General features: G+C 55.2%; 7 protein-coding genes and 1 pseudogene. 2 read left to right on the top strand and 6 right to left on the bottom strand.

The genetic code is table 11. The features are described 5' to 3' along the window. The first annotated feature begins 48 nt into the window (after positions 1-48). Positions 49-351, top strand: a complete 303-nt coding sequence (locus QI197_06020) for a nucleotidyltransferase domain-containing protein (protein ID MDK2372917.1) — start codon at positions 49-51, stop codon at positions 349-351. 266 nt (positions 352-617) lie between these two features. Here QI197_06020 and QI197_06015 read toward each other — a convergent pair whose 3' ends face one another. The 6 genes and pseudogenes from QI197_06015 to QI197_05990 all read right to left on the bottom strand — a co-directional run bounded on the left by QI197_06015 (position 618) and on the right by QI197_05990 (position 6,747). Further along, on the bottom strand, positions 618-1,661 hold the full coding sequence (locus tag QI197_06015; GenBank protein ID MDK2372916.1) for a hypothetical protein: 1,044 nt from the start codon (positions 1,659-1,661) through the stop codon (positions 618-620). Positions 1,662-2,159: 498 nt separating this feature from the next. Further along, positions 2,160-3,920, bottom strand: coding sequence for a DUF2341 domain-containing protein (locus QI197_06010; GenBank protein MDK2372915.1), 1,761 nt, complete (start codon positions 3,918-3,920; stop codon positions 2,160-2,162). Between the two features lie 319 nt (positions 3,921-4,239). Continuing rightward, positions 4,240-5,136 carry an NAD(P)-dependent oxidoreductase gene (locus QI197_06005; GenBank protein ID MDK2372914.1) on the bottom strand — a complete coding sequence of 299 codons (897 nt, stop codon included), beginning with the start codon at positions 5,134-5,136 and terminating at the stop codon, positions 4,240-4,242. A gap of 39 nt (positions 5,137-5,175) precedes the next feature. Further along, positions 5,176-5,676: a flavin reductase family protein gene (locus QI197_06000; protein ID MDK2372913.1), complete on the bottom strand. Its 501-nt coding sequence runs from the start codon at positions 5,674-5,676 to the stop codon at positions 5,176-5,178. A gap of 171 nt (positions 5,677-5,847) precedes the next feature. Beyond that, on the bottom strand, positions 5,848-6,090 hold the full coding sequence (locus QI197_05995; protein MDK2372912.1) for a hypothetical protein: 243 nt from the start codon (positions 6,088-6,090) through the stop codon (positions 5,848-5,850). Beyond that, a pseudogene (locus QI197_05990) lies at positions 6,070-6,747 on the bottom strand (SDR family oxidoreductase). The gene QI197_05995 and the pseudogene QI197_05990 overlap by 21 nt, the downstream one beginning before the upstream one ends. A 392-nt stretch (positions 6,748-7,139) precedes the next feature. Here QI197_05990 and QI197_05985 point away from each other — a divergent pair. Then, positions 7,140-7,556 (top strand): hypothetical protein, encoded by a 417-nt coding sequence (locus QI197_05985; protein MDK2372911.1) that lies wholly within the window; start codon positions 7,140-7,142, stop codon positions 7,554-7,556. Positions 7,557-7,605: the final 49 nt, after the last annotated feature.

Raw genomic sequence — 7,605 nt, 5'->3', positions numbered from 1 at the left:
CGGAGGAGGTGATCAGCCACGTCGAGAGCTACATCCGTTCCGGAGAGGGTGATTAGATCCATCAGGACCTTCTTGACCGAGCTTCGGAAGGTGATCGACATCGAGGAGGCATATTTGTTTGGGAGCTATGCCCGGGGGGATTGGGTGAGGGAGAGCGATGTAGACCTGATAATCGTCTCTTCTGATTTCAGGGACATGAAGTTCACCGAGAGGCTGGATCTAGTGAACGAGATATCTTGGAGGCTCAAGATTACTCCTCCGCTGGAAGTCATACCTCTCACTCCGGAGGAGCTCAGGAGGGGAAGCGTTGTGGTCGATGACGCCAGGAGGTACTGGATCAGGGTGTTATAGCCTATCTCGCAGCGAATGGACAGCTGTCCCGTTGGAACCTCTCTCAGCGATCCTTGGGTAGGGAAGCTCACGCAAGCTGATGCTAGGTGAGAGCAGCTGGTCAGTCGATCGGATTGGTCCATTGATCGGGCTTTACACATTAATACCCGAGCGGCACTTCTTAACTTCTTATCCATTCCCCTTTAAGAGCTTAATCGGGGACGACGTCCCGAATCGAGCGCACCATTAGATGAGGAGCAAAGAAAGAGGAAGGGGGAGATGAGGGATCAGTGGGACAGGCGCCTCCACAGGACTGGAACGGCTGCTAGGATGATGGTCCATAGCAGCACGGGGAGGCCCAACAGCTCGCCGCCCACTGCGGGACCCGGCACTTGGAGCGGCTGGAAGGTATTCTCATCCAAGGGTAGGGGGTCTACTGTCGAAGAGGATTGGTGCTTGGGCTGCGTCTGGGACTGAGGCTGTATCAGACCCTTCTTTAAATGCTTGGCTCTGGCGGTGGGAAGTGAGGTCGGGGTCTTCTCCGCGGGTGGAGAGGCCTCTACAATCACCCTTATGGAGCCAGCTGCAGGCAGGAAATCATCGGCTTCGGTGATGCCGAGCTCTATAGTACTGTCCCCCATGATCACGTCTATGGAGCCAGTCCAAGTGGTTAGAGGCGACCAATCGGAGCCATCCCAGTAGTAAACACCGTAATAATAGCTCTGGCCCGTGGAATCAACCCAGGTCCCAATAAATACCATGTACTCGGCGCCGTAATCATCATCTCCAGTAGTGGGATCGTTGTCCGTGTCGTAGTATATCCAGAACCACCTATCCATCTCGAAGTACTGGGGCAGCGATGTGGTTATTGGTCCGGCCACGTCGAACCTGTGGTAGACGTACCCTTTAGCTATGTCATCGGTCATGTAGAAGTCGGTGAAGTCGTACTCAGCCGGGATGTAGCCCTCATTTGCGTCGGAGGCCGAGGGGCTGACGGTCCAGTCGCTTGGGTCACCGTCCACGGTTATCGTGTTCCCCTGGCCCATGGTGTAGGTGAACTCCAGGTCGACGTCATCGTCTAGGAAGGTGTAGCCGTCGGTCCACACGCCTATCGTATCGCCCGGGCTCACGCCCAGGTCGGAGTAGCTCACCTTGGCCCCTATGTAATTGCTCCCGGGTGTGAAGAATCCGGTTACCGGGTTGCACGACCAGGAGGAATCGCACAGGTTGAACCACTGGAAGGAGCCGTCCCCCGTAGAGCGGAGGTCTAGTATGAAGTCCTCGCTGTCATCGCCGTCCACATCTATGAATATCCATGGGAAGAACCCCAAGTCCAGGGATTCGGGGATGTTGCCGGCGTAGTACAGGGTGAAGTACAGGTACTCGCCGTCCCCCCGATCTCCAGGTATTTGGCGTCTATCCAGTAGGAGCCGTACTCGAGGGAAGCGTGGGGATCCAAGTTATCGTGGAGCACTACGATAGGGGAGGCCGCGGAGGCCAGTGCTGGGATTAGTAGGATGATCGGGAGTAGGAGCATCACGCGTTTCATAGGCCCTACCCCTACCTTTTTTTATAAGTTTTATGAGTATGAGGGAAATTAAACTGGGCACCCGGTGATGGAGTATATACGTTAGATTTAGAGGTCCGGGGGCGGCCTTTCCTCCTTTCAGACACTTAGGTGGGTGTTTGTACCCCGAGAATTAGGGGAGATTAGTTGTAGTCAATTAACGGGTTACCTAGCGGATCGAGCCTCCGGCTTCGATATCACTTCCCGAATTCTCCGCCTGAGCATTGGGGCTATCCCAGTTGAGACGATGAGAGGGGGATTATTAGTGGGATAGGCGCCTCAGGACTGGGACCAAGAGTAGGAGGATCCATACCCCCTCCGTTGGAGCGACGATTTCACCTCCCACTGCGCCCGTGAACTCGGCTTCTAGCATTGGAACCTTCCTGAGGAAGGCCCTTCTCTCTGTTACACCCTCTTGAATGGAGAGGGAGCAATCCGAAGCGGTGAACGCCACCGTGTAGTGGTTCAGGCCCGGCGCGCTGACTGGTAGGCTCGCATCCTCAGCTTGGAGGGGGGCGTCCCCGTACTCCAGGCCGGTGGTCATCGACCGGTACTCCAGCTCCTTGTAGAGCTGAGCGACCCACCCGTCCCATCCCCCGCTCCCGTACGATGAGGTGAAGCCCACCACATGGAGGTAGTCACCCAGCCCCATCATCTCAGTGAACTGGTCGTAGTTCGGGCCACCGTACATCTTCGCCTTTACCAGCCCCAGATCCGGATCCAGCTGAGCGATGAACCCGTTTAGATCACCGTCCACCCCGTGATATCCTGTCAGGTAGAGGTGGCCGCCATAAGCATATATCATCCCCGCGCTCTCGTTCAGGGGTCCTCCCACAATCCCGGATTTGAGGACGCCAAGGTCCCCGTCCAACTCGACTACTATTACATCCATCTCACCGAGGCCCGTGGATGTAGTGATGCCAGCCGCGTACAGACGGTCATTCAACGCGTCAATTGAGTAGATGAACTCGTGCCCTACGCCTCCTATCAGCAGGCCCTTCTCGAAGGTGAGCCCATCGAACCTAGCTACCAACCCGTCTCCATACATCCAGAAGGGGTTCCCCAGCTGGTCCCGTCCTGAGGTGGGCGAGTTGGCTATTCCGACGGCGTAGATCTTCCCTCCCATGAGCACCAAGTTCTGGAACCCATCGTTATAGCTACCTCCGTATCCCACGCCTGAGAACGACGTCAGATCAGGATCGATCCTCAGGAGAAGACCATCGTACACAGTGGGCCTGACCGATGTGGCATGGTAGCCGACCGCGTAGAGGTGGCTGCCATCGCCGACCACCTTGTACAGGTAGTCCAAGGTGCCGGAGCTCGCGCTCCTCACGGACACCACATTCAGGTCCGTGTCAGCCTTCACGATTAGAGCCGTTCCAGGACATGAGTAGGAGTAGCCGACCGCGTAGATGTAGGAGCCGTCGTAGTATATGCCGTACAGCTCCTCCCACGAGCTGCCCCTGAGCACCACCTCCCTAACTGTGTCGAGGAGGGGATCCAGCTTGATGAGGACCGCGTCCCAGTCCCCGGACGGGGACGTGATCCTGCCAGCAGCGTAGATGTAAGTGCCATCCGTGGTCACATCGTAGAGCCAGTCGTTCCCGCTGCCACCAACGGAGATGGCCCTGTCCATCGTCCTGACCTCGTCGCTCTCACTGGTCGCGGAGGGATTTCCGTGGTACATGCGAAGGACGTTGTAGCCGGGGTCGATCCTAGGCACCCTCACCCAGACCCTAGTCGTCGGGGTGCCGCATCCGCTCTCGATCCAGTAGCTGAGTGGATTATCCGAGGCATCGGTGAACCTCAGATCCCCGCAGTCAGGCCTCATCTCTCCTCTGGAGATCAGGGCTGACGAGTCGAATTCCACCAGTACTTGGTGATCCGTGAGCGGCCCGTAAGGGTTCTCGATAAGTAAGGTCCTCTTGAAGCTCCAAGAGTCATAAGGGGATGCGAAGATCTGGGTTAATGGAAGGGCGATGAATAGTAGGAGAATTGCGTATTTACCTACGTGTCTATCCACCATATTACCCCTCAGCCAAGTGAAGCTCTTATCCTTTTCCCTTTCCCTCCACCGGGGCTGACCACACTTAGCCGAGCGTGCGCTCCTAATTTCTACTGTAGCGGGGAGGGTGTACTAGGGCTGAGTGATCTCTAACCCCCTGTAGCGATCTTAGCGCCCAAGGAGCGGATCACCTCGGTGATGACGGTCGCCCTCCTTTACATCTGAGATCGTTGATGAAGTATCAATGACTTCTACATCCATGGATCCAGATTCGGGGCGGAATGGGTATTTTCCGGGCTTACCCAACCCAAGCGTGCTGGACTATCCGGATCTCAGCTCAGACGAGCCCCTGGGACCTAGCCCAGGATAGGGCCTCTCCCATCCCATCTTCCAACTCTATTTCCGGTTGAAAACCGGTCTCTTGGAGCTTACGGACGGGCACATCCTCTGGAGCGAGGTCCAGGTACCTCACGACGTCAAAGAACCTACTGGCCATCCTCACCACGCCTCTAGGGATACGTACCCTCCTGCCCTCCCTGTTCAGGAATGAGGATATAGAGTTGAGCAGCTCACCCATGCTGTACATCCGGGGCCCCCTGACGTTATATATACCCTCGGCTCCCGTCTCCATCAGGTGAACCATAGCTCTAGCAACATCTCTAGCGTGAACTAGGGCAAGTGGAGTGTCTTCTCCCACGAGCACGGGCCTTACACCCCTCTTGATCCACCTAGCTATTGAGAGGATATCCGGGTTAATGGAGTAGGGCCCGTAGATCCATCCAGGCCTCACGATGATCGCTCTCATCCCCGATCTCAACACCTCCCTCTCGGCCTCGCACTTCGAGCGCTCGTACCCGGTGACTGGCCTGCATGGGGCGTCCTCATCCGCTCTCACCCTCAATACCTCTCCCAGAGCTAGGATGCTGCTGACCAGTACGAAAACATCTGTCCTTACCTCTCTCAGCAGGTTCACTGTCCCCAGATAGTTAACCCTCATCGTAGGCCCCCTTAGAACAGCCGCCAGGTGGAGGACCGCATCCACCTCCAAGGGACCTTTGAACTCCTCGACCCTCGCCTCCATTAGTTGAACGCCGTCCATCAGCTCCTTAGCCCAAGGTCTCTTCCTGAGGCTCCCTATGTTCACCATAGCCACTATCTCGTATCCCCTATCCTTGAGGATGGGTATGAGGTTGCATCCCAGCATTCCTGAAGCTCCGGTTACCAGTACCCTCATCACCATCAATGACGTCGAGCATCCTTTTGACCCTTGAGGTCAGGTCCCCCTCACCTCTCCCCTCCTCACACTAGCCGGATCCACTGTGATGTACAGGTCGTTTCCCAAGTAAAGCAGGGGCTTTGTCGAGTGGACATCTACTACTCCTTCTATCATAGCTCCAACGAGGACCGATTTTACCTCGCCCACGAACCACGTGTGATCCCCCAGTTCAACCTCATCCACGAGTAAACATTCCATCGCCGCGTAGGCGCCTTCTATGAGAGGGACGCCCAACTTCGGTCCCTCAAACACCTCGATACCCGCAACTTCCAGCTTGTCCTCTCTCTCAGATCTCGATATCCTCCCGCATGTGTGAACAGAATCTATCATCTTGTATGGTAGGAGATTCACCCCGAATGACCTCCACCTCCTTATGAGCGAGTGCGTCGCCCTCCTAGGTGACACTGACACGCCGTAAAGGGGAGGATAGAACGAGACTGGCGAGTGCCAAGTGGCGGCCATGGCATTAGCCTCGCTCACTGATCCGGAAGTTATCAACGCCACTAACCTGGGACCGGCGATCCTGAAAAAGTAATTTATTGAAGACTCTCTCATACGAATTTGGACTGGCGCTGCTGATGAGCTTAACGCTTCCTGCAACTGATGTAGAGTGGACCGAGATATTTGGACTCCAGCGCGACTCTCCTCTGATATAGGTGTATGAGCCCTCTAACGAGCAGAGAGAGCAGAAATAAGGAGAGGAAGAGTGCTTTCTTCATTAGGGCTCCCGTAAAGGTGGCATGCTACCCAGTAGCCCGGCTTCACTTCCACCAAGGGAGGTTCGTCCCTACAACACGGCTCGAAGACCTTGAAGCACCTAGGATGGAAGAGGCACCCTGACGGCGGATTGACCGGGCTTGGAACATCCCCCTTCAGGACTATCCTCTCCTTCGCGCGCACATAACTGTCCATGTCGCTGGCCAAAAACAGGATAACTCTGGCGACCTCGTCGGGATCGCCCATCCTCCCCATAGGGAGGCGCTTCATGAACTCCTTAGCTTCCCCCACAGCCCTTATTCCTAGCTTCTTAGCAACCCTCTTGACCCCCTCCGTATATATCCCGCCTGGAATTACGACATTCACCCTGAACCTTCTTCCGTGGTCCCTAGCTAGCGATCTCGTTAGAGCTATCGCGGCAGCCTTGCTCATGGTGTAATGGGTAAGATCCTCCTTGAAAGGAAGTATGGCCTCGATAGAGCTCACATTTATGATCACGCCGCCGTTCTCCCTCCTTCTTATCATGTGCTGGCTCATCCAGAACACCGACAATGCGTTGACCTTCATCACCCACTCGAAGAAACCCTCTTCCACCTCTGTGAACTTTTTGAATGGATAGATCCCCGCGTTGTTGACCAAGATATCCGGAGGCTCCTCCAGCTCTTCCCTAGCCTATCTATCTCGCTCTTGTTCGAGAGATCGACGAGCTTGGCTTGGATGCCCCTCTGATATTTCCCTAGTTAGCTTCTGGAGGCCCTCCCCATTGACATCCACCGCGATTATATCCGCTCCTGACTCCGCGGACCTCAATGCAGCTGCCCTGCCTATCCCCGCTGCGGCCCCTGTGATCATCACGGTCTTACCAGCGAGCGAGATGATCTCGCTCAAAGAAGGCCTCTCCACGGAAGGTAATCCTGGTAGCATGGTAACCCCTTTAGTTGGTCCGTTAATAAACCAAGCGGTGGCGACATCCAGCTAACTTGCATATCGGTAAACGGGCTTGTACTGGGCTCCTAATGATCAGTATGTGTCTTCTACATATGAAGTAAACGGGCTTGTACCTTCGCCTCAGGAGGAGTAGCCCCGATCGCGAGCGCTCCTGCTTAGGGAATTTGAGCTCCAGAGATCGAGGCTATGAGCTGGGAACTGAGATACCGACAAAGAGTTAACCTCCTCGGCCTCCATCAGATCAGCCTCTATCGCAAATGCTTTTTAGTGGTAACTTTACTCATGTGGGAGGGAGCTTGGTCAAGTTCGGGTTCTTAGCTAGGGGAACTAAGGGCAAGATATCTCTGAGTAGGGAGCTAGCTGAGAGATATCTGAGGGAAGCTCCCGTCCTCTTGAGCATGGGAACCGCCTCCGGTCCTATAGTAAAGCTTGTATACAAGGAGAGAAGGAGCGATAGGGCCTTGAGAGATGCGATGGAAGGGAAAGCGACCCTCTCCGACACTTTGGCTTTCTTAATGGATATCTCTATAACGCAGGAGCTAGAAAACGACCTGCTTGTGATCTACGCTTGGCTCTATAGGAAGGTCTTGGGCTCCGATCCTCCCATCGATGTGGATATACCCGATATCCTACCCAAGTTCTTGGAGGATGAGCTGGACGATCTGAGATCTAAGGTACTCGAGATCCAGCTAGAGAGGATTGGTATGCTGTAAGTCGTATGATGGGGATGGTAAGGACCAGCAGATGTGGGGGCCGATCCCA

This window comes from Thermoproteota archaeon (assembly GCA_030130125.1).
Taxonomy (GTDB): Archaea; Korarchaeota; Korarchaeia; order Korarchaeales; family Korarchaeaceae; genus Korarchaeum.
This window is presented reverse-complemented; position numbering and strand designations above follow the sequence as displayed.